The sequence below is a fragment of the Pumilibacter intestinalis genome (assembly GCF_943193005.1).
GTDB lineage: Bacteria > Bacillota > Clostridia > Christensenellales > Pumilibacteraceae > Pumilibacter > Pumilibacter intestinalis.
In genome coordinates, this window is sequence record NZ_CALPCH010000007.1 from 26,041 (window position 1) to 46,404 (window position 20,364).

The following is a 20,364-nucleotide window of genomic DNA, read 5'->3' on the forward strand; positions in this document are numbered from 1 at the left end:
TCCTCCTGAAATTCGGCACTTATTCGGGATATGCCACCCCTGATTTTGCAATTTGATATCAGGCTTTAACGCCTGTGAACGCAACTCCCTCTATGAGTTGCTTTTGAAACAGCATAAACACGCACATGGGCGGTATCATCACGAGCACGCCAGTTGCCATTTGCACGTTGGGCTGAGTGTCCGCCGCCGAGGCGAAAGTGAAAAACTTGTTGTATATGCCCACCGAGAGAGTAAACAGTTCGTTGTTGTCGAGATACATGAGTGGACCTATAAAGTCGTTCCATGCAAGGAAAAAGGACTGCACGGCAACAAGCGAGATAACGGGCAAAATGAGCGGGAACGTAATGCGAAACATGAGTTGGAACACGTTCGCGCCGTCTATTATAGCCGCTTCGTCCATATCTTTGGGCAGACTGCGAATAAACTGCATTATCAAGAATATGTTTATAAATCCGCCGCCGAAAAACGCGGGTACGGTAAGCGGCAAAAGAGTGTTGTTCCAGCCGAGGTCTACGAATATCTTATACACCGGTATCATTGTGAGAATGGCGGGAAGCATAATCGTGCACATAGCCACGTTGAATATGAGCTTGCGCCCGCGGAATTTCACCTTTACGAACGCGTACGCCGCCATTGCCGCGGTAAGCGGCTTGCCTATGATATTCGCGCCTATAACTATTACGGTGTTGCCGAGGTATCGCAAAAACTCCGCGTCGAGAGCCTCTATATACGAACGGAAATAAAACCCGTCGCGCGGAATGAGTCCCGCGCTCATGCTCAGGCTCTCCGCCGTGGTAAACACGCTTCGGCACAGCATTATCACGAACGGGAACAGGAAAAACGCCGCAAGCGCGATTGCAACTATCCACGTAACTATAGCTATTATTATCTTTTTCTTTTTGAGCGGGGGCTTTGCCGCAACGTTCAACGCCATATCAATCGTCCCCCTCGTAATAAACGTATTTGTTAAAGCGGAACAACGCCGCCGAAAGCAGTGCTATCACCACAAACAGCATGTAAGCGAGAGCCGCGGCGTAGCCGTAATTGGAGCTTTGGAAATTGCGGAAAATATACAGTCCGTAAAACATAAGGTTGTTTTCCACGCCGCCCGTAGACGATATCATATACGCGGCGTCGCAAATCTGGAGCGTGCCTATCACGTTCGTGATTAGCTGATAAAAAATATACGGAGTCATGAGCGGCACGGTAATCTTTATAAGCGTGCGGAAATATCCGCTCCCCTCCAGCCTTGCCGCTTCGTAGTAGGCGGACGGAATGGATTTCAATCCCGCGAGCCACATAAGCATGCTCCCGCCCGTTCCGAACAGGTTCATAACGGCAAACGTAACCACCGCTTTGGCGTTCGGCTCGTCGAAGAACTGCGAGGGAGCAAGTCCGAACCACTGCCGCATCAGGTTAAAAAGCCCGTAGCTCCCGTTAAACGCGTAACGCCACACAATTGTGTTTACTATGCCGGGAATAAGGCAAGGCAGATAATAGAGCAAGCGGAACGCGCCCACCGATTTGCTCTTTCGGTTGAGAAAGAGCGACAGCGCAAACGACAGTATCATGCCGAGCGGCACCATAACGGCGGCGTAAGTAAAGGTGATAGTCACCGATTTCGCGAACACGGTGCTTTCGTATTCCTCGGTAAACGCCCGCAAATAATTTCCCCACCCGAACGTGAACTCGCTCCGCGGCGCAAATCCGTCGTAGCCGAGATAAAAGCTGTTCACGAGCGAAACAATGAGCGGATAGAGAGTAAACACCACAAGCCCCACGAGCAACGGCAAAATGAGAACGTAGCCTATAAGGTTCGTTTTAAGCTCTTTGACTATTTTTGTTTTGCGCCCCGATACGGTCATATATCTCCTTGTGCGGCTACGCTATCGCGCCGTTAAATCTGCTCTTGAGCGTGTTGTAATACGAGTCGGAATTGTTTTGATTGCACAGCGAGGTCATGAGATTATCCTTAATTACCGAATATATCGCGTTGTGCTTTTGCACCCTGAACCCTTTCAAAAAATTCATCGCCACGTCTACGTTTTTGCTCCCCGAAGGGTCGGTATAAAACGCGCTGTGGTCGGCTTCCGGCAAAAAGTCGTTAAACGCCGCCTCTTCGTTGAGCATATCCTTTCTCATGGGAAAGCCCGAGCCCGACGAGCTGAGAAGCGTTTGCCCCTCTTCCGACATAACGAATTTCAAAAACTCCCACGCAAGCTCGCGCTTGTTCTCGGGGCAAGACACCGTAATGCCGTAGCCGGTGCACCCCATGCCCACGTAAGACTTTTCGTTATCGGTAAAAGTAGGCATAGTTACGAAATCTATGGGACTTGTTCCGTCGGGTTTACGTAGGTGCGTTGCCGCCGAAACTATGTTGGGGCGAACGCAGAAATACATTGCCGCTTCCTTTACCGAAAACGCCGTGCCGCTCTGACCGGGCGCAACCGAATAGCCCTTGTCTACGAGGTTGTATAATTCGGTGAGTCCGCGCTTTACTCCCTGCTCGTTCTTAAACGCACTGCCCGCCGCCGTATCGTATATATCGCCGCCGAACGAGCGTATCGCGGGATAATACACCGCCTCGAAATTCAGGTTTGCGTCAACGGGATAAAACACGCTGCGATTTGTCGCCGCCTTTATGGTTTCCGACGCGTCGGAAAGGTTCTTGCACGCCGCAGTGAATTCGTCCCACGTCCAGCCGTTTTGCGGATAGGAAACGCCCGCCGCGTCGAAGATATCCTTGTTGTACATCACCACTACGCGGTTGTAGTCGCGAGCCGCCCAATACACTTTGTCGTCGGTCGTGCCGCCGCTCTTCATAAACGAAACAACGCTCGGCACGAAGTCGGTATCGTTCACGCCGTCGCGCTCCATAAAGCCGGATATAGGCTCGAGCACTTCGCGATAGGTCAAAAACTCCGCCGCGTAGTCGTAAACCTGTACTATGTTAGGCAAGTTATTGGCGTTTTTGCGCGTTTGTATGCCGTTTATATACTCGCCGTTGATACGCGTAGACGAAACGGTTATTGTTTTGCCCGTCTTTTCTTTATACATTTTTTCGAACGGACGGCGCAGAGTTTCTATTATAACGCTTTCTCCGCTGTCGCCCGCTATGCCAACGGTGAGCACGTCGTCTTTGGCGTTGTCGCCGCGCACTCCCACCGTTGCGCCGCCGCAACCCGCCGCCATGAATATCACGGTCGCCATTACCGCCGCGAGCATAATAGCCGCAATCTTTCCGAACGCTTTCATTTTCTTTCTCCTTGTTTTGTTTATTTGCGCAAAGTTACGCAAGCAATATCGAACGTATGGAAGCTATTTCTTCCGCCGTAACGCCTATGCTCAAAAGATAGTTTTCCGTCTTTTTCATGAGCGAGTCGCCCTCGAACGCTTGCAGGTTATCCACGAGCGACTTGTAGTAGTCGGCGTACAGTCCGCTCACCGTACTGCGCGCGCCCACCATGGAAATCATGGAAAACGTGGTAAACTCGTAGTCGTGCACAAGGTCGCGTTCTCCGACGCCGAGCAACGCCGCCAAAAGGTAGCACGCCGTGCCCGTGCGGTCCGCCCCGCCTTGGCAGTGTATATACGTGGGATACGTTTCGGGCTTTGCGAGCCGCGAGAACAACGCGCGGTATTCCGAGGTAAAGTCTTGCTTGCCGTCCTCTTTTGGCACGAACGCGTCGGCGTATCCGCTCACCGTAAAACTGTACATGGGCACGGAAGAGTCAATCGCGCTCACGCCGTCGGGTCCGCCGAGCAAGCTGAGTTCGGAACGTATTCCGAGCGTTTCTTTCATATACTTTTTGCCCGCGCGGGTTATATAAATGCCGAACTCCTCGTCGTTGAGCGCACTCCCGCGATACACCATGCCTTGCTTGAACCGTTTGCCGCCCGCAGTTTTAGAGCCGCCTATATCGCGGGTGTTGTATATGCCGTCAATCGTCATCACCCGCGGCCCTACCGCCGAGGTGGTAAACGAGCCTTCGTTGTAATACTTTTTGTCGCCGTTGTGCGCCCACACCCGCACGTAATACGTAGTGTCTTTGTATAAGTTGGTAAGGTCGTACCAAGTTTGCTCTTTGGGCAATTCTATCTTTACCGAATTTTTATAATCTTTGTCAGTGGCGTATTCGAGCGTGTAGCCGAGCAGCCCCTTCAGCGTACTGCCCCACAGTATTTCCACAGGCTTGCCCGCGGTTTCGCCGTTTACGTAGTAACCGCTCACGTCAACGCCCGCGTCCGCGCGGAGATACTCGGCTATGCCGTCGTCGCAAAGCCACACCGTGCCCGCAGGACACTGCACCGCCACTTTATCGCTCGCACCGCAACCCATAAGACACCCCGCGCTCAAAGCCATGAAAATCGCCAAAATAACCGTACCCGTCCTTTTCATATCCTTTCTCCTCATCTAACCGAAACGCGCACGTTGCCGAGCGGAACGGTGACGGTAACTTTGCCGTCATGCTCCACTGCGTTCTCCGCGGCTTTGCCGTTTACCGTAACTTTGCCCGTTTTGGGAAGGGTTACGCGCAAACTCGCGCCCGCGGGAATTGTGCCCTGCGCGTTGAGTATTTCGAGCGAACCGTTTTCCATGCGCACCGAATACTTGAACGTGCCGCCGTACACCATGTTGTCTATCTGCATGAACTCGAGAGCAGACGGCAGACAGGGCGTAAATCCGAGCGTGTTGTGCGTGTTGCCGTCAAATCCGAAAAATCCGTAAGGCATTGCCGCGACAAGCATTATGCTTTCCAAAAACTCCGCGTCAAGCCCTATAGAGCCGTTTGTGCCCGTGGTTTGCTGAAGCATGAATTCTTCGGGAAATTTCCCTTCGGGAAGATTGTACATGCGCAACTGCAAGTAGTAATCGTTGTAGAAATTTTCGCCGCTTCCGCCCGCCTCGAGCACTTTTTCGTACCAGCTTTGTATGCCCTTAAAACGAGCAAACATATCGTCCGCGCCGTAGTAGTCCTTGCGCGATATCAGGTCGTAATATGACCAGCACATTACCGAGCCGCCGTTTTGCACCGAGTGCGCCCACTCGGTAGTGCCGTCGTAAAATCCCGCGTAGTGCCTCGAATTTTGCTTTGTGGAGGTGCGAGGTCCGAACTCGTAAACGTAAATATCGCCGCCGCTCGAGTCGTCGCCCGCCACAGTGCGGTCGCCGTTTATCCACTCCATTATGCGTTTGCGCTGAGTGGCGTTGCCTATGCCCGCCGCCAACGCCTCTTCGTTCCACATAACGTATCCGTAGTCGAGTATTTCCCCGCTGTCGCGCGCGACTCCGCTCGCAAACCGCGCAGTGAGCGGATTGTAAAACCCGCCGTCGTTGCCGTAAGTGCCGTCGGCGCGAAGCACGGGGCGAATGTTTTTCTCTATACTGCTCTTCACCGTCGCCGCAAGCTCGCGCAATTTGGCTTCGGTGTAGTCGTAGGTTATTTCCCGCTCGCCCACCGCTCGATTTTTAACTTTGGGCGGCTCGCTCTCTATCCCCGCGTCGGCGGCTCTCTTTTCAAGGTCCGCCATTACTTTCAAAGCCTGATAAAAATATATATTCGCTTCCAAGTTTTTATCGGGAGTACAAAGTATATCCCAGTACCCGTTCCCTATTCCGTTCGCCGCGCTGCGAGTCTTTTTGCCGCCCGACATATCGTAGCCTATGCCGTCGTGACCGTACAGGTATTCCACGCTCAAAAGTCCGCTTTCGCCCTCGAGCGCGTGCGTGAGAAAGAGAGTCGCGCGGCGGGCTTTGGGCAACATATCTTCCAAAAACGAAGCGTCGTTCGTGGCGGCTATATAGTTGCCGAGCGCGAGTAGCCACTGATAAGTGGGATTGCTCTGCCGCGTGTCGTAGTCGGGGCGAATGTAATTTATTCTGCCGTTGCGAATATCCAAAGTCGCGTTTTCTTTGGGCGTAATCTCTATGCCTATCGCCGTTACCGTCTTGCCGTTCCAATTCTCGTGAAGATACATGGAGTAGTAAGAGCGTTCGGCATACGAATATCCGAGCTTATGCGGCGAGGTGCAATACAAACTCTGCGGCGCGTTATACCATTCGTTGCCGCCCTCTTTGGTCTGCCATATTATCGAAATATCCGCTACGTCCGTGCCGCTTCCTATGGCGTGGCGGGCGTCGTCGTAGCACAGCTCCATTTCCACCACGGGCGCGTGCTCGGAGTCTATCGCAAAGGGTTTCACCGTGTAAATGCGCAAAGGTTCTTGCCCCGCATAAGAGAAACTCGCGTATCCGCTGTTGCGTTCGTTTTTATCGTGGATTTTGAATTGCACGCCGTTCGACGCACTCCACATAACGCTCTCTTGCGTATCGTTGAATTCGAACGAGGTGGATTTGCCGCCGCTGAAGCGCGAGTTGGGAATGGGCCAGCCCTGCGAAATTCCGTCGCCCACGGTACTGCGCGCACCCAAAAATATGTTGTGCGAGTTATATACCATGCCCAGCCCGTCTTGCGTTATCGTTGCCAAAAACTCGCGTATGGCGGCTTGCTTATCCGAGCCGAGAGCCGCGCCCACCGAGTTATGCCACACAAGCCCCATGGTTTCCCAGTTTTTCGCAAAGCCCGACCCCGAGCCGAGCGGAAAGCCCGGAAAGTTTATATCCGCCACGGAGTCCTCGTCATAGCGCAAATGCCTGTGCGCATAGTCGTTTATAAAATTATCGAACCCGCTGTCCGACGACGAAAACGTAAGCAAGTCGGAGCGTTCGGCGCGAGGGGGCGTATAGCCCTTGTCGGAATAGCCGCACGCCGCAAACGTATAAACCGAAAGCGTAAGGCACAGTGCCGCGAGTAAAATTTTGCGTATCGTGTTTTTCATCTTTTCTCCCCCGTTCCCCTCTTTTTGCCGCGCACATACAGCGCGATTGCCGCCGCGCCTATTATGAGCGCCGCCGCGTAGCTCGCGCCGTCCGTCGCCGAGCCGCATCCGCAGCCCGAGTCGGTTTCGTTTTGCGCCGAGTCTATATATTCCCACTCCTGCGAAGCCCCGTAGTCGGTAACCGACCAACCGAGCGTAACGGGGTCGTAATAATAGGTTATCGAGCGTTTAAGCTCGCCCATAAGCGGAGTGCGGAAACCCGCAGTTATTTCGAGCGTGTGCGAAACGTATTTATCCAGCCGAGCCAAAGTATCGCCGTCTATATAAACGGTGAGTCCGTTGGGCGCGGCGGACACGCCCGAGAGCGCGACGCGTATCTTGGAGTCGGCGTCGAGCACCTCTCCTTCTTTGTGTTCGGCTATGGTTTTGCCGTCTATCTTTATATTGTTGTTGAGCGACTCGTCTATGCGGTAGTCGTAATGCGCGTCAACTTGCTCTTGCGTGAGCTTAACCTCGGAATTAGGGTCTTTCGCCATGGCGAGCAGTTTGTTTTTTCGACCCGACGCGTAAGGTATATACTGATTGCATATCGGCTTATCGAAATACACCATAAAGTAGCAATCTTTCACCGCAAGTCCCTCGTACAGCTTGTAGTTGCCGTACTCTGTTATGGGCGTTACCGTTTGCACGTATATCGGTTCGTAATCTATCGCCGAAAAGTCTATATCCTTGCGGTCTATCACGTCGTCGGGGTCTTCGTACTTTTCAAACGGCGCCGACGAGTGCCACGCGTTGTCGCTCCCCTTGGTGAAAGTCACTGCCTCGCCGAGTTTGTAGCTCACCGATTCCCGCCCGCCCTCGGGCTTGCTTTGCAGCCTTACGGCGTACACCGCGGAATCGAATTTAACGGTGAGCGTGCGCGGCTGACTTGCGAGCCACTCGGAGTGCACGCGGAACTGCAATTGATTGCCGTCGGGCGAATACACCATAATAGGCACACGGTATACGTAATGCTCGCCGTCGTACTTTTTGTAGTCGTCGCCGTCGCGAATGCCGAGCGGAAAGTTGGTTGCGTCGTTGCCGAAATCCCACCCCTTAACCGAGGTGTTTTGATTTATTTCTTTTACCGTTTTTCCGTTAAAGGAAACGTAATTTTGTATCTGCGGATAGTCGGTGCCGTAGTCGTCGAGCACCTTCCAGCCTATGCTCTCGCCGCCCGCAAGCCTGAGTATGGGCCTAGAGAAACACACCGAAAACACCTTGTACATGCCGGTGCCGTCGGTTGCCCAGTTTTGCACCGCGGAAAATCCGACTTGCTCCTCTCTTTCGTCGAAGAGCACTTTCCAACCGCTCGAGGTATGTTCCGCGCTTACCGTTTCGGGTAATACGTAATCAGTACCCCCCCCCGAGATATGCATGCCCTCGTGCAATTTCACCGACGCTTTTTGCGCGTCGCCCAAAAAGTTTTTGTGCATGATGAGCCGCAATATGTTGCCTTTGTGACAATAGGTAGCAACGGGCACTTGATAAGTTTCCCCTATTCCGAACGGCCAAACTTTATTTTCGCCGCCCGTATACAAGCTCCTGTCGGCTTGCGCGTAAAGCTCGGCGAGAGTTTTATGCTCTCCGCCGTCAAGCCCCACGGAAATATATTCTTGCAAATATTCGAACTCTTTTTTGTCTATAATGCCGTATCCGAGCGGATTGCCGTCGCCGCCCAAAAATACGTTTTCGTCGAAAACAAATTCGCAGTAGTAATACAAATCGTTTTCATACTCCCACTTATTTACGGCGGAAAAGGTAAGCGGACGGGTTTTGTTTTCTTCCGTCGCGCCGCCGTCGGCAAAAACCGTAGCCGCGCCCGCGCATGCGAACAAAGCGAGCAACAGCGTTATAACGGATATCAAACGGTTTGATTTTCTCATATTTCCTCCAATTTCCTGAAAACTACCGGCCGTTTGGTTTTGAGCGACTCGTCGGCGCAATACACCGCGAGGTGACCGTTCACCGAGTCGCTTATAGCCGTGCAAGACACGCTCGGTTTCTCGCCGCGAAGCAGTGCGCAAAAGTCTTGCACGAGTCCTTTGTCGCCGCCGAAATGCCCGCCCGTTTCGCCGCGAGTATCGGCGAAATCGAATACTTGCTCGGTATAACCCGAAGTGGCTTTGTCGTACTTTCGCAAATACAGTTTGCCGTCGTCGGCGTTGCCCTCGAGTTCGCCGCGCGTGCCCGTTACCCAAATGCGCCGCCCCGCTTTCATGCAAGCGAGCAACAGCGTGTGGTTTGCCGTAGAGCCGTTTGCAAAACGTATCGTTACTTGCTGGTGGTCTGCAAGGTCGCTCTCTATCTTATAAGCGCACGCGCCGTGCGGATTGTAGGTTTTGAGCGAGTCCACTTTTTCCTCGTGAGTAACCTCGCGCCAATCCTTTCCAGTGCACTGCCACGGATACCAGGGCAACTTGCAATTATCGAGATACATAGACTGCACGTCGAAAATGCAGTTGCGGCGCACCTCTTCGGGGCAGTCCACCAAACAGCGCGTGCCCGCGCCCTCGGGCGCTTTTTCGGGCACTATAAAGTTTCTGCCGCCCTCGCTGTACACGTATTCGGGCACCGTATTATTATTCAACCAACACAGCAAGTCTATGTCATGGCAACATTTTGCGAGCAACAGCGACGAACCGCATTTCTCCTCGCTGTTCCACTTGCCGCGTATGTAAGACACCGAAGAGTGGAACACGCCCACCCGCTCGCTCGTGTTGATATTCACTATTTCGCCTATCTCGCCGTCGGATATGAGCCGTTTTATTTTCTTGTAAAATGGCGCGTACCTTAAAACATGGCATATCATCAGCTTGCTTTTGTTCCGCTCCGACTCCGCCAAAATTTCGGCGAGGTCTTGCCTGTTGTTCACTATGGGCTTTTCGAGCAGCATGTCGTAGCCTCGGCGCAAAAACGGTATTGCGGTTTGCTTGTGCAATTCGTCCATTGTGCCGTTAATCACGCAATCGGCGATTTTGCCCATCTTCAATACGTCGTCTATGTGTTTAAAACACATTTGCGGCGGCACGCCGAAACGGTCGCGCATATATTTCAGTCTTACCTCGTCGGGGTCTACCGCAGCCACTATTTTCATTAAACCCAAATTGTGTGCGCCTTCTTCGCAATACACCGTGGTTCTGTCGCCGCATCCTACCGCAACCGCTTCCGTCTTTCTCATAGTTCCGCCTTTTTCGTCAGAGTTATCGTTTACGCTTAAAGCATAACACACAAGCCCGTAAATGTAAATAGATTTTTTTTACTCAAACATGGAATTTTTTGCACAATCGCTTGACAACTCGCTCAATCGGCGTTACAATTCGGGTATGGAAAAGAAACACTCCGCTCCGCATGCGGAAACTCCCGATTACGATTACGACTACTACCACATAAACGCAACCGTCACCACCGACGTGTTTCCCGTAGACGTGGGGCATCAGGCTTTTACCGTAAATCACAAGCCTTTCTCCAACAAATATCCCTATTATTTGCTGCATTTCGTGGCTAAAGGAAAAGGCGGAATAGAGATTAACGGCAAAAAACACGCGTTTGCAAAAAACGACGTGTTCGTGCTTCCGCCCAATACGGATATAACTTATTATCCAGACCCCGTCGACCCGTGGGAAAACTACTGGATAAATTTCAACGGCGCGGTTGCCAAAAACATTCTCTCTCAACTCGGTATAGACGATACCGTATATTACGTTTCCAAAGGTTTGCCCGCGGCAAAAAAATACTTCGCAGCGGCAATGCAAGCCCAAAACAACCTCGCCTCGCGCGTATTCACCGTGCAAAGCTGTTTGTTCGGCGTGTTCGCGCTAATAGCCGAAACCAACCGCAAAATCCCGCCCAAAACGGCAAACAACGAAAAACTGCTGTTTTCGCAAATACTCGAATACGTAACCGTTCACCTGTGCGACAAAGACCTGTCGGCAAACGACACCGCCGCCCTCTTTTTCATCAGCCCCGCATATTTTTCCCGACTGTTCAAAAAGCACATGAACGTATCGTTCAAATCCTACGTGAACTACGAGCGCGTGAAAAAAGCCACCGAACTAATGGAAACCTCCAACCTCTACATCAAAAACATAGGCTTTGCCGTCGGCTTCTCCGACCCTCTCTATTTCGGAAAGGTTTTCAAAAAGTACCGCTTATACTCGCCCAACGAATACAAAAAACGCCTTAGCGACAACAAACCTCTGTAAAAACGGCGTACCGCTGCAAAAGGTCGAGTTGGTGCGGGCACTGATTGAAAAGCACTCCGCCGCCCTCGCCCGCCCAGGTGGCGTGCCACGAGCCCGAGTCGTAATAATTTTGCGAACGGTACCAGTCGGTTATGAGCCAGTTTACGCGCTTGATATCGCCCACAACGCCGTCCTTTACAAGCTCGCGCATTTTGCGGTAAAGCGGATTTGTGCAATGATATAATATAGCCATGAAAGAGCACCAAACGTCGATTATTACATAGCTCTCGAAAATTCCGACTCGGCTTACGACCGACTCGTTATAAATTTCGAGCGCACGTTCGTATTTCCCGAGTTGCACTCGTTCATAGACTCGGGCGTAAATCCCTTTACTTGGAGCGCGGAAAAACACAATCCGCAACTTGCCCTGAGTTAATATATTTCATAAAAATAACCGATTATGACGCTTTTATGTTCTTCTTTATGTATTGCCATAATTTACTCGTTTTTATATTTGTCAAAACGACATTGCTCAATTACGCTATTACCCAATAATGTAATTGCTTGTTTAGGGCATAAACCGATACAACGATAACACATAGTACAGCGATTACCGGCAAAAGCTTTATTATTTTTCAAAATGATATTTCCCATAGGGCATTGTTTTGCACATAGCCCGCAACCTATGCAATTATTACTTATTTTTAATTTGTCGGAATAGTTTTTTGTTTTTCCTCGAAACCATAATCGTTGACCGATACACCCGACTATTCTATCAATTAAATTCAATCCGTCTTGCGGATATTTACCGACATTGATTTTCGTTGCCCAATTTTCGATTTTTACATCGGCTCGCTTAACGAGTTCTTTGTTTTCTTCGAACGACTTTTTCAGTAATTTAACGTCGCCGATACAGTCGGGCATTTTTATGTGCAAGCCGCCTAAGATTTTTGCGCCGTACTTTTTGAAAAGTCTTGCCGCACAACCCGCGCCGTCGCCGCTGAACAAGCCCATAGTCGCTACAACGAAAATATTTTTGTCTTTCCAAGCCGCAGAGTTATTTACGATAAAGTCATAAACGATTTTGGGCAGATAGGAATAGTACACGGGATAAGCAAAAATTATCTCGTCGCTCGACCGTATAGCGTCTATTGCGTTTCCGTTTTCGATAGAATACGACGGTGCATTTTCATCAAGCAACCGCAACAAATATTCCGAGCAATGTTTTGTGTTCCCTGTGCCACTAAAATAAATACCTATCATATTTATACCTTAAAAAAGTTTACTTTTTATTGGGTTTCAAATTATTCAACGCTTCGGCGTTATTGGATATTATCATACCGATGGTTTGACAGCAGCCCATTGCCGTACAGTCGCCGCAGGTTTCGACAGACTTACCGAGCGCGCATTGCCGTATAGGGCATAGACTGTCGCAATAGGGCGTTTTCAGTCCGTCCGAACGGCAACCTTCGCAGTTTATCATTTCGGGCGTAATTTCAACGCCGTTCAATTCCGACCATTCTTTTGCGACTTTTTCACGCAAAGCGTTATCGTCGTTTAGAGTTGCTTTTCGTGCGTCGCACTTTTCGCAATCAAGTCCGCAATATGCAATTAGTTTTTTCATAATATGTATTCCTTTATATCCTCTTTATAGGATGTCTTACAACGGTTTTCAGTTTATCAACGGCGCATTTACGCGGGTCGGATAAGTAAATTTCGTGATGATAGCGACTTTCGGTTATATCCAAGTCATAACCGTTTACTTTCATATATTCGTGCATTAGTGCAACTGTCTTCGGTTCATCGTCATAACTGCCTATGTGCATACACTGTACGCAAACGCCTTCGTCGTAAGTTAAAAACTCCACCCTTGAAAAGTCGTCTTTTTTCTTTTTTGTAGCTTGCTCTATCGCCCAATCGAAGTCGGCTTTCGCAACGAAATCGGGCAAGCGTATAAGCGATATAAAGTTAAAGCCTTCCTTATTCGCGTAGTCTATTTCACCGCCGTCTTGCCACCAAAAACCTTCGAGCGGCGGCACGACGTATTCGAAATATCCGTCGATTTTGTGACTACCCTTGTAACTCATTTTGATAGTAAAGGCTATGGCATATAAAAACCCGATAGATTTTTTATACTCGCCGTTCTCATCGTTGGGATTACCCTTGCCGCGTACCGCTATGTAATTCATTTTCGGTACGGTTATTATTGTCGGTTTGCTTGCCGGCATATAAAATTCTTTGTATTCTTTCTTATAATCGAACGCCATTTTAAGTTCTCACTTTACCGCAATGTACAAACAGCAATGTGTTTTGCCGTCTTTCGTATATTCGGAGGGCACTGTGCTTTCGTAGTCGATAGTAAAAGCACGTTTAAGTTCGCCGTTTAACGAGAGTTCCCAAACTTTCGACCACGCTTTGTCGGCGCATTCGGCAATGGTCTTGCCGCTTTCGTCGATTTTGGTATACTTTCCTTGTTCAACCAGACTTTCCATTTTTGCAAAGAAATCGGCGGTAACGCTTATAATCGAGAGATTGTATTTTCCGTTCTCATTGTTTTCATAATCGCTATAAGACGATATGGGAAAAAGACCATTAACGGGTTTCCCGTTTTCAACAAATTCAAGCGAAATTTTTCCTTGCATAATATCCGCCCAAAGTTCTTTGATTTTTGCCATTCCTATTTCGGAATTGTCTGTGCGTATTGTTACGCTATTAAATTTGTATGACATATTATTGCTCCATTCTGAAAATTATTACTGATATGACAGGCGCGAGCTTCTGCATCCATCATACATAGTAAATATAAGGTTGGGGGTAACACCCAAGTCAAGAGATTGAATACTTCTTTCAAAAAATTTTTTTCATCTTAACGGTAACCATACATCGTAATAGAACATAGAACTTTTAGCATTAGGTACAACGAACTTAATGAATATATATAATACACCACGGAACTCAGCATCATTTTCTTTCGCCCATTTTTTGCAAGCATCCAACAACTTGTTCATTATCAATTCATCATGGTCATCGGTATACAAAACAGTGTGCAAGCATTTCCCGCTCTCTAAATAAACTCCGTCAATATCGCTCTGTTCCTTGTCTATTAAAAACATTTTTGACGCAATAAAACCATTCTCGTCAAATGTAACCGTACGTATCAAATTTGAATAAATATCATCGCCTTCCAAATCAATCGATTTAAGGATTTTTTCTTCATATTCGCCGAAATTGGCAAAAGCAAACAAGGTTTCTTTGACAAAATAGCGCGGCAAGTATTCAACAGTAAATGGAACATTGCTTATTCAACAACATTATATGCGCATTGGACTCCCAAAGAATATAGAGTCGGATTTAATAAGCAAAACGGAACTGGCGGCACAGATTCAGTCACGGTCAAATACAATGAGTCCATGCCGTACGCAACTGCACCTACTCGCACAGGATATGACTTTGGGGGTTATTGGACAGGCTCGAATGGTACAGGCACACAATATTATTCTAACACAATGAGTAGCGTTAAAGATTGGCACATTTCAAGCGACACAGTATTATATGCATATTGGATAGCTAAAACATATAATGTAGTCATACACTATGGCTATGATGATGCGCGATTTGACCAATACATATGGGGACAAGACCAAGAACAGTTTACTGTAAAATGGGATGAAGGATTCTCATTTACATACTCAGCCACACATTTGTTTTCCAATTCCACACTCGCAACTGAGCCAGTTGATTTTCAGGGTATATTTGATGTTCGCAAGGATAGCTTTTTGTCATCTCAGGGCGATTCTTTATCAAAAACATATTACTCTATAAATGATCGCACTATAACTCTTACAAAAAGTTCCGACCTAATAGGTAAAACAATATATATCGGAGCATTATATCGTCCTACAGGGGGATGTGTGGCTAACGGAACTTTAATAACTTTATCTGATGGTAGTCAAAAACTCGTAGAACAACTAACAGGCAATGAACAGTTACTTGTTTGGAATTTATATACTGGTACTTTTGATACTGCGCCGATTGTATTCATAGATAGCGAACTTGAACAAATAAATAATGTGATTAATTTACAATTTTCTGATGGCACTAACATAAAAGTAATATTCGAACATGGCTTCTGGGACTTTGATCTTAATCAATTCGTGTACTTAGATAAAAATGCCTCAAACTATATAGGGCATTGGTTTAATAAGCAGGTCGTAAATTCAGATGGAAGCCTAGCATGGACTAAAGTCCAATTAGTTGATGTAACGAGCAGCAAGGATTATATAAGTACTTGGAGTCCCGTAACATATGGACATTTGTGTTATTATGTAAACGGAATGCTTTCCATGCCCGGTGGCATTGCAGGACTATTCAATATCTTCGATGTAGATTCAGAAACTCTCACAATCAATAACGAAGCATTTTTAGCCGATATTGAAGAGTATGGATTATTTACTTACGAAGAATTCAACGCACGCTTCCCCGTGTCCATAGAAGTTTTTGACGCTTTCCAAGCGCAATACTTGAAAGTTGCTATCGGTAAAGGATTACTTAGTTACGAAAAAATCGAATATCTTCTTAATCGATATGCCGAGTTCTTGTCTTAAAGCAAACTAAAACTCTAAAAAATGGGCGGTTGGTTTAACCGCCCATTTTTTATTTCAAAACATTCTACCGTTATTATAGTGTAATGGTGTGTGCCACAAGCGCGGTTATGTGCCACGCGTGTGCCACGAGGGCAGAATTTGGCACATTTAGAACGATTTAAACCGCCTTTCGGCGGTTGCTTTTTTTTATTCGATTTGATACAATACTAATAAGGTAAAAAACACTTAAAAATACCCTTTGGCACATAATGACACATTTTTATGTTCGGCGGCACACGAAATCCAAAAACGAAAATTCATAAAAACATACTAAATATGGGGTAAAATAAAGAAAAAACCACCGTATTCGGCGGTTTTTCGCTATGGAGCTGTTGACGGGATTTGAACCCGTGACCTCGTCCTTACCAAGGACGTGCTCTACCTGCTGAGCCACAACAGCAAACGATGAGTGCGTTTGCTATGCTACTTTAACACAGCAGAATTAATTATACACTATAGCGGAATAAAAATCAAATGTTTTTATATGCGTAAGGAAAAAATTTTTTCCTTACGCGTTTTTAAGTTCGGTTTTAATTCATGAGATTTTGAAGCGGCGAGAGGTCGAGCGAGTCGAGTTCCTCTATGCGCCCCGAGTCGGCAAGTTCGGCAAGTCGCGAATCTATGGGCACGCGCATTATAGGCTTTATATTAAGCCGCGCCGCGGTAGCTTCGAAATTGCTCTTTCCGAATATTTCTATCTTCTTGCCGCAGTCCGGGCAAGTGTAGTAGCTCATGTTCTCCACCATGCCGAGCACGGGCACTTTCATCATTTTAGCCATGTTCACCGCTTTTTCCACAATCATGGAAACAAGTTCCTGCGGCGACGTAACTATTATTATGCCGTCTATCGGCAAACTTTGAAATACGGTGAGAGGAACGTCGCCCGTTCCCGGCGGCATGTCTATAAACATGTAGTCCACGTCGTCCCAGATAACGTCAGTCCAAAACTGTTTTACCGCGCCCGATATTATAGGACCGCGCCACACCACGGGGCTGGTTTCGTCGTCGAGCAACAGGTTAAGCGACATCACTCGCGCCCCGCCGCGGCTCACCGCGGGAAACAGTCCGAGTTCGCTCCCCATCGCTTTATCGGTAATGCCGAACATTTTGGGAACGGACGGACCGGTAACGTCGGCGTCGAGCACTGCGGTGCGATAACCGAGCCGCTCGCTCGCAACGGCGCACAAACCCGTAACGAGAGATTTGCCTACTCCGCCCTTGCCGCTCACCACGGCTATCACCTTGCCTACTTTACTGCCCTCGTGCGGTTTGGCTTTCAAACTTTCCGATTCGCGCTCGTCGCACTTACTCGAGCAACTTTCACAGTTGTGACTGCATTCAGCCATACATTACCTCCGAAATTTTTATGCTTCTCGGTAAGTATACCACTATACAGCCGATTTGTCTTGCGTTTTGGGAAAGTTTTTTGCAAAATCTCCCTTTTTGTTCTTTTTGCCGAAAGCTATTATGCGCACCGAGTTGAGAACGGCAAGCACGGTAACGCCCACGTCGGCGAATATGGCAAGCCACATATCGGTTACGCCGAGAGCGGACAGCACGAGCACCGCGACTTTTACAATCAGCGCGAACGCTATGTTTTGCGCGGCTATGCTCATTGTTTTTTTTGCAACGGTCTTTGCCTCGGATATCGCGCCCAAACCGTCGTGCATGAGAACCACGTCGGCAGCCTCTATGGCGGAGTCGCTCCCGAGCGCACCCATGGCTATGCCCACGTCCGCCCGCGAGAGCACGGGCGCGTCGTTTATGCCGTCGCCCACGAACGCAACCACCGATTTCGCCGACTTTCGGGCAATGATTTCTTCCAGTTTTTCCACTTTGTCGGCGGGTAAAAGCGACGCGGAAAACTCGTCTATTCCCACCTTTTCCGCCACCGCCGAAGCCGTTTGGAAATTGTCGCCCGTGAGCATTACGGTGCGAATGCCGTCGCGCTTGAGCGACGCTATCACCTGCGGCGCGTCTTCCTTTACCGTATCGGCGATAACTATTACGCCGAGATACTCGCCGTTTACGGCAACGTACACGAGAGTGCCGAATTGAGCGCACTCGGTAAACTCTATGCCGCGCTCCGCCATAAGTTCGGCGTTGCCCGCAAGTATTACTTTGCCGTCCGCTCGCGCCTCCACGCCCTTGCCCGCGATTTCGGTAAGCGTTATGTTCTCATGGAGGGGATTGCCGCGCTCGCTTCGCTCGCTCGCAATGACATTTAAGCCGTTGTCGTTCGCAATGACGGATAACTCTTTGTCGTTCGCAATGACATTTAAGCCGTTGTCGCTCGCATTGACGTTTAAGCCGTTGTCGTTCGCGGCGGCGACTATGGATAACGCTATGGGGTGATTGCTTCCGCTTTCGGCGATAGCGGCGGCGGAAAGTATTTCGTTGCGGCGGCTTTCGGGATACACGCCCGCAACCGAGAATTTCCCGAGCGTGAGAGTGCCCGTTTTATCGAACACCACGGCGTCGAGCTTTCCGAGCAGTTCGAGATAATTGCCGCCCTTAATGAGCACGCCTCGGGCGGACGCCGCGCCTATGCCGCCGAAGAATGCGAGCGGCACGCTTATTACGAGCGCACAGGGGCACGACACAACGAGGAACATGAGAGCGCGGTGTATCCACTCGCCGAAATTGCCCGTTATTACCGAGGGCACGACTGCGAGCAGTACCGCGAGCGCAACCACTACCGGCGTGTAAATTTTAGCAAACGCGGTAATGAAATTTTCCGCCTTGGCTTTCTTACTCGCGGCGTTTTCCACGAGGTCGAGTATCTTGCTCGCCGTAGACTCCGAAAACTCCTTTTGCACCTCTATTTCCAAAACGCCCGAAAGATTTATACTGCCGCTCAGCACCGGACTGCCCTCGCAAACGCTTACGGGCATAGACTCGCCCGTGAGCGCGGCGGTATCTATACTTCCGCTCCCTTTAACCACAACGCCGTCGAGAGCCACGCGCTCGCCCGCCCGCACCTCTATAATTTCGCCCACGGCAACCTCGTAGGGCGATACAGTTACGCGTTCGCCGTCGCGTATCGCTACGGCGGTGTCGGGACGGATATCCATGAGTTCGGATATAGACTTGCGCGAACGCCCCACCGCTATGGATTGGAACAGTTCGCCCACCTGATAAAACAGCATTACAGCCGCCGCTTCGGGATATTCGCGCACGCAAAACGCGCCCACGGTGGCAATCGTCATCAAAAGATTTTCGTCGAAAACCTGCCCGCCGAAAATTCCGCGAAACGCTTTTATAAGCACGTCGTAAGCCGCAACGGCGTAAACGCACGCGTACACTATAAGCTCTATGTACCACAGGTTTTGCGGCAAGGTGATTGCGCGAAAAGTTACGAACGCCGCAACAAACAGCACTATGGCGGCAATCACGCGCCACAGCCTGCGTTTTACCCGCGCACTCATAGTATTATACGGCAATCCGGTTCGATTTTGCGGCACACCTTTATCATCTTTTTTTCGATTTCCGCAAAGTCTTCGTCCGCCGCCTCCAGCACTATCTTGCTTGCAACGAAACTCACCGACGCAAAAGTTACGCCGTTAATATTTTTGATTGCTTCTTCCATTTTCGCCGCGCAGTTGGCGCAGTCGAGGTCTACTGTTTTGTAAGTTTTTTTCATTGTTTTTCTCCTTTTTGATTTGCTCTCTATTCTTCTTCGCTGAGGTGAGCGAGCGCGAGAGCGTATAACTTGCTTATGTGCTCGTCGTCGAGCGAGTAAACTATTTCCTTTCCGTTTCTGCGCGATTTAACTATCTTTGTTTGCCGAAGTATGCGCAGTTGGTGCGACACCGCCGACATACTCATGTTCAAAAGAGCGGATATATCGCACACGCACAACTCCTCTATGCTAAGTGCCGAAAGTATGCGCGTTCGGGTGGAGTCGCCGAACACTTTGAAAAGCTCGGCGATATTGAGCAGCGTGTCTTCGTCGGGCATTTTCTCCCTCACCCTGTCGAGCGCGTCGAGATGCACTACCCTCGCTTCGCATTCTTCTCTCAACTCGTCCATGTGTTTCTCCTTGTTGTGTATTACACTTGAACAATTGTTCAACTGTGATATCAGTATATACCCGTAAAACGAATTTGTCAACGGTTTTCGCATATAAAATCGGAAAAATTTTTCGCGCGGCTTGATTTTGCGAGCATTGTGTGTTATACTCATTGCGTTATGTTCAATATAGTTTTGATAGAACCCGAAATACCGCAAAACACGGGAAACATATCGCGCACTTGCGCGTGCACCGAAACGCGGCTTCACCTCGTGCGCCCCTACGGTTTCGAACTGAGCGACCGCACTGTAAAACGCGCCGGGCTGGATTACTGGGACAAGCTCGACGTTACCGAATACGATAGTATTGAAGATTTCTTCGTTCGCAACAAGGGCGGCGAATTTTACTATTTCTCCACCAAAGCCAAAAAGCGTTATACCGACGAAAAGTTTCCCGACGGTTGCTATCTGATTTTCGGGAAAGAAACAAAAGGGTTGCCCGAAAACCTTGTTTTCGGCAACCCCGACAAAGCGTTGCGTATTCCCATGGGAAGAAATTTGCGCTCGCTCAATTTGTCTAACAGCGTTGCGCTCGTATTATACGAGGCGTTACGCCAACACGATTTTTTCGATTTGATTTAGTTTCT

Annotated in this window: 20 protein-coding genes and 1 tRNA gene; 3 read left to right on the plus strand and 18 right to left on the minus strand. The window is 49.1% G+C overall.

Features of this window, described 5'->3' with window-relative positions:
- Positions 1-58 precede the first annotated feature (58 nt).
- From NFR55_RS04725 to NFR55_RS04755, 7 genes are read right to left on the minus strand one after another with little or no spacing between them, the layout of a single operon-like run.
- Positions 59-934 carry a carbohydrate ABC transporter permease gene (locus NFR55_RS04725; RefSeq protein WP_251546817.1) on the minus strand — a complete coding sequence of 292 codons (876 nt, stop codon included), beginning with the start codon at positions 932-934 and terminating at the stop codon, positions 59-61.
- Position 935: 1 nt separating this feature from the next.
- Positions 936-1,865, minus strand: a complete 930-nt coding sequence (locus tag NFR55_RS04730; RefSeq protein ID WP_251546819.1) for a carbohydrate ABC transporter permease — start codon at positions 1,863-1,865, stop codon at positions 936-938.
- Between the two features lie 16 nt (positions 1,866-1,881).
- On the minus strand, positions 1,882-3,255 hold the full coding sequence (locus tag NFR55_RS04735; RefSeq protein ID WP_251546821.1) for an ABC transporter substrate-binding protein: 1,374 nt from the start codon (positions 3,253-3,255) through the stop codon (positions 1,882-1,884).
- Positions 3,256-3,289: 34 nt separating this feature from the next.
- The gene (locus NFR55_RS04740) at positions 3,290-4,399 is read right to left on the minus strand and encodes a tyrosine-protein phosphatase (protein ID WP_251546823.1); all 1,110 of its coding nucleotides are present in this window, start codon (positions 4,397-4,399) and stop codon (positions 3,290-3,292) included.
- 11 nt (positions 4,400-4,410) lie between these two features.
- The gene (locus NFR55_RS04745) at positions 4,411-6,840 is read right to left on the minus strand and encodes a glucosidase family protein (protein ID WP_251546825.1); all 2,430 of its coding nucleotides are present in this window, start codon (positions 6,838-6,840) and stop codon (positions 4,411-4,413) included.
- Positions 6,837-8,765, minus strand: a complete 1,929-nt coding sequence (locus NFR55_RS04750) for a hypothetical protein (protein WP_251546828.1) — start codon at positions 8,763-8,765, stop codon at positions 6,837-6,839. The genes NFR55_RS04745 and NFR55_RS04750 overlap by 4 nt, the downstream gene beginning before the upstream one ends.
- Entirely contained in the window at positions 8,762-10,060 is a 1,299-nt protein-coding gene (locus NFR55_RS04755; protein WP_251546830.1) for a Gfo/Idh/MocA family protein, read from the minus strand. The genes NFR55_RS04750 and NFR55_RS04755 overlap by 4 nt, the downstream gene beginning before the upstream one ends.
- Before the next feature lie 145 nt (positions 10,061-10,205).
- Between NFR55_RS04755 and NFR55_RS04760 the strand changes: the two genes are divergently transcribed.
- Positions 10,206-11,084, plus strand: a complete 879-nt coding sequence (locus tag NFR55_RS04760) for an AraC family transcriptional regulator (RefSeq protein ID WP_251546832.1) — start codon at positions 10,206-10,208, stop codon at positions 11,082-11,084.
- Here NFR55_RS04760 and NFR55_RS10555 read toward each other — a convergent pair.
- The 6 genes from NFR55_RS10555 to NFR55_RS04790 form a co-directional block, all read right to left on the minus strand.
- A complete protein-coding gene (locus NFR55_RS10555; protein ID WP_338052316.1) occupies positions 11,062-11,424 on the minus strand; it encodes a Gfo/Idh/MocA family protein in 363 nt (120 codons plus the stop codon). The genes NFR55_RS04760 and NFR55_RS10555 overlap by 23 nt on opposite strands.
- A gap of 137 nt (positions 11,425-11,561) precedes the next feature.
- Positions 11,562-12,326 carry an EFR1 family ferrodoxin gene (locus NFR55_RS04770; protein WP_251546834.1) on the minus strand — a complete coding sequence of 255 codons (765 nt, stop codon included), beginning with the start codon at positions 12,324-12,326 and terminating at the stop codon, positions 11,562-11,564.
- Between the two features lie 19 nt (positions 12,327-12,345).
- Complete coding sequence (locus tag NFR55_RS04775) at positions 12,346-12,687, minus strand: DUF3795 domain-containing protein (RefSeq protein ID WP_251546836.1); 342 nt, start codon at positions 12,685-12,687, stop codon at positions 12,346-12,348.
- A 13-nt stretch (positions 12,688-12,700) separates the two neighbouring features.
- Entirely contained in the window at positions 12,701-13,330 is a 630-nt protein-coding gene (locus tag NFR55_RS04780; RefSeq protein WP_251546838.1) for a GyrI-like domain-containing protein, read from the minus strand.
- A gap of 9 nt (positions 13,331-13,339) precedes the next feature.
- Complete coding sequence (locus NFR55_RS04785) at positions 13,340-13,792, minus strand: AraC family transcriptional regulator (protein WP_251546840.1); 453 nt, start codon at positions 13,790-13,792, stop codon at positions 13,340-13,342.
- Positions 13,793-13,924: 132 nt separating this feature from the next.
- Positions 13,925-14,335, minus strand: coding sequence for a hypothetical protein (locus tag NFR55_RS04790; RefSeq protein WP_251546842.1), 411 nt, complete (start codon positions 14,333-14,335; stop codon positions 13,925-13,927).
- 21 nt (positions 14,336-14,356) lie between these two features.
- Between NFR55_RS04790 and NFR55_RS04795 the strand changes: the two genes are divergently transcribed.
- A complete protein-coding gene (locus NFR55_RS04795; protein WP_251546967.1) occupies positions 14,357-15,667 on the plus strand; it encodes an InlB B-repeat-containing protein in 1,311 nt (436 codons plus the stop codon).
- A 363-nt stretch (positions 15,668-16,030) separates the two neighbouring features.
- Here the strand turns inward: NFR55_RS04795 and NFR55_RS04800 are convergent.
- The 5 genes from NFR55_RS04800 to NFR55_RS04820 all read right to left on the minus strand — a co-directional run bounded on the left by NFR55_RS04800 (position 16,031) and on the right by NFR55_RS04820 (position 19,738).
- Positions 16,031-16,106 (minus strand) — tRNA-Thr (locus NFR55_RS04800).
- A gap of 130 nt (positions 16,107-16,236) precedes the next feature.
- Entirely contained in the window at positions 16,237-17,052 is an 816-nt protein-coding gene (locus NFR55_RS04805) for an Mrp/NBP35 family ATP-binding protein (protein WP_251546844.1), read from the minus strand.
- A 42-nt stretch (positions 17,053-17,094) separates the two neighbouring features.
- Positions 17,095-19,134, minus strand: a complete 2,040-nt coding sequence (locus NFR55_RS04810; RefSeq protein ID WP_251546846.1) for a heavy metal translocating P-type ATPase — start codon at positions 19,132-19,134, stop codon at positions 17,095-17,097.
- The gene (locus tag NFR55_RS04815; RefSeq protein WP_251546848.1) at positions 19,131-19,349 is read right to left on the minus strand and encodes a cation transporter; all 219 of its coding nucleotides are present in this window, start codon (positions 19,347-19,349) and stop codon (positions 19,131-19,133) included. Before NFR55_RS04815 ends, NFR55_RS04810 begins: the two co-directional genes overlap by 4 nt.
- 26 nt (positions 19,350-19,375) lie before the next feature.
- Positions 19,376-19,738, minus strand: a complete 363-nt coding sequence (locus NFR55_RS04820; RefSeq protein WP_275556909.1) for an ArsR/SmtB family transcription factor — start codon at positions 19,736-19,738, stop codon at positions 19,376-19,378.
- A 159-nt stretch (positions 19,739-19,897) separates the two neighbouring features.
- On the opposite strand from NFR55_RS04820, the gene NFR55_RS04825 reads away from it, so the two are divergent.
- The gene (locus tag NFR55_RS04825; RefSeq protein WP_251546850.1) at positions 19,898-20,359 is read left to right on the plus strand and encodes a tRNA (cytidine(34)-2'-O)-methyltransferase; all 462 of its coding nucleotides are present in this window, start codon (positions 19,898-19,900) and stop codon (positions 20,357-20,359) included.
- Positions 20,360-20,364 lie beyond the last annotated feature (5 nt).

Excerpts from the sequence above, each read along its gene's own strand:
- NFR55_RS04725 (WP_251546817.1), bottom strand. The coding sequence starts at position 934 with ATGGCGTTGAACGTTGCGGCAAAGCCCCCGCTCAAAAAGAAAAAGATA.
- NFR55_RS04730 (WP_251546819.1), bottom strand. The coding sequence starts at position 1,865 with ATGACCGTATCGGGGCGCAAAACAAAAATAGTCAAAGAGCTTAAAACG.
- NFR55_RS04735 (WP_251546821.1), bottom strand. The coding sequence starts at position 3,255 with ATGAAAGCGTTCGGAAAGATTGCGGCTATTATGCTCGCGGCGGTAATG.
- NFR55_RS04740 (WP_251546823.1), bottom strand. The coding sequence starts at position 4,399 with ATGAAAAGGACGGGTACGGTTATTTTGGCGATTTTCATGGCTTTGAGC.
- NFR55_RS04745 (WP_251546825.1), bottom strand. The coding sequence starts at position 6,840 with ATGAAAAACACGATACGCAAAATTTTACTCGCGGCACTGTGCCTTACG.
- NFR55_RS04750 (WP_251546828.1), bottom strand. The coding sequence starts at position 8,765 with ATGAGAAAATCAAACCGTTTGATATCCGTTATAACGCTGTTGCTCGCT.
- NFR55_RS04755 (WP_251546830.1), bottom strand. The coding sequence starts at position 10,060 with ATGAGAAAGACGGAAGCGGTTGCGGTAGGATGCGGCGACAGAACCACG.
- NFR55_RS04760 (WP_251546832.1), top strand. The coding sequence starts at position 10,206 with ATGGAAAAGAAACACTCCGCTCCGCATGCGGAAACTCCCGATTACGAT.
- NFR55_RS04770 (WP_251546834.1), bottom strand. The coding sequence starts at position 12,326 with ATGATAGGTATTTATTTTAGTGGCACAGGGAACACAAAACATTGCTCG.
- NFR55_RS04775 (WP_251546836.1), bottom strand. The coding sequence starts at position 12,687 with ATGAAAAAACTAATTGCATATTGCGGACTTGATTGCGAAAAGTGCGAC.
- NFR55_RS04780 (WP_251546838.1), bottom strand. The coding sequence starts at position 13,330 with ATGGCGTTCGATTATAAGAAAGAATACAAAGAATTTTATATGCCGGCA.
- NFR55_RS04785 (WP_251546840.1), bottom strand. The coding sequence starts at position 13,792 with ATGTCATACAAATTTAATAGCGTAACAATACGCACAGACAATTCCGAA.
- NFR55_RS04805 (WP_251546844.1), bottom strand. The coding sequence starts at position 17,052 with ATGGCTGAATGCAGTCACAACTGTGAAAGTTGCTCGAGTAAGTGCGAC.
- NFR55_RS04810 (WP_251546846.1), bottom strand. The coding sequence starts at position 19,134 with ATGAGTGCGCGGGTAAAACGCAGGCTGTGGCGCGTGATTGCCGCCATA.
- NFR55_RS04815 (WP_251546848.1), bottom strand. The coding sequence starts at position 19,349 with ATGAAAAAAACTTACAAAACAGTAGACCTCGACTGCGCCAACTGCGCG.
- NFR55_RS04820 (WP_275556909.1), bottom strand. The coding sequence starts at position 19,738 with ATGGACGAGTTGAGAGAAGAATGCGAAGCGAGGGTAGTGCATCTCGAC.
- NFR55_RS04825 (WP_251546850.1), top strand. The coding sequence starts at position 19,898 with ATGTTCAATATAGTTTTGATAGAACCCGAAATACCGCAAAACACGGGA.